Source organism: Rhizobium sp. SVR5-9E (assembly GCF_056755095.1).
On sequence record NZ_JBNDHS010000711.1, the window covers coordinates 1 to 238 of the forward strand.

General features: G+C 40.3%; 1 protein-coding gene. It reads right to left on the reverse strand.

Going from position 1 to position 238, the window contains the following annotated elements; all coding sequences use genetic code 11:
• On the reverse strand, window positions 1-216 hold a 216-nt coding region (locus ACPYOJ_RS36665; RefSeq protein WP_481420583.1), incomplete at its 3' end, for a hypothetical protein.
• Window positions 217-238 lie beyond the last annotated feature (22 nt).

Here is a 238-nt window from a genome sequence, read left to right on the forward strand (position 1 = left end):
GCTATCTACAGCGTCATCCGGAACGGTAATGGTAAAGCAATCATGATCGGCTGTTTTCTGGTGAAGTTCTACGGTGTAGCTGTTTTTTGAAAGAAAATCTTTCCCGTCCAATGTAAGCAGACAATAAACCAAGGGGTTTGCGGGATCTTGGAGCCAGTCTGTAAAGGTACGTGAAGTGCCAAAGACTGCTTTAAAGTCTTGATCTTCGTTTTTCATATTTTCATCATTTGTATAATAT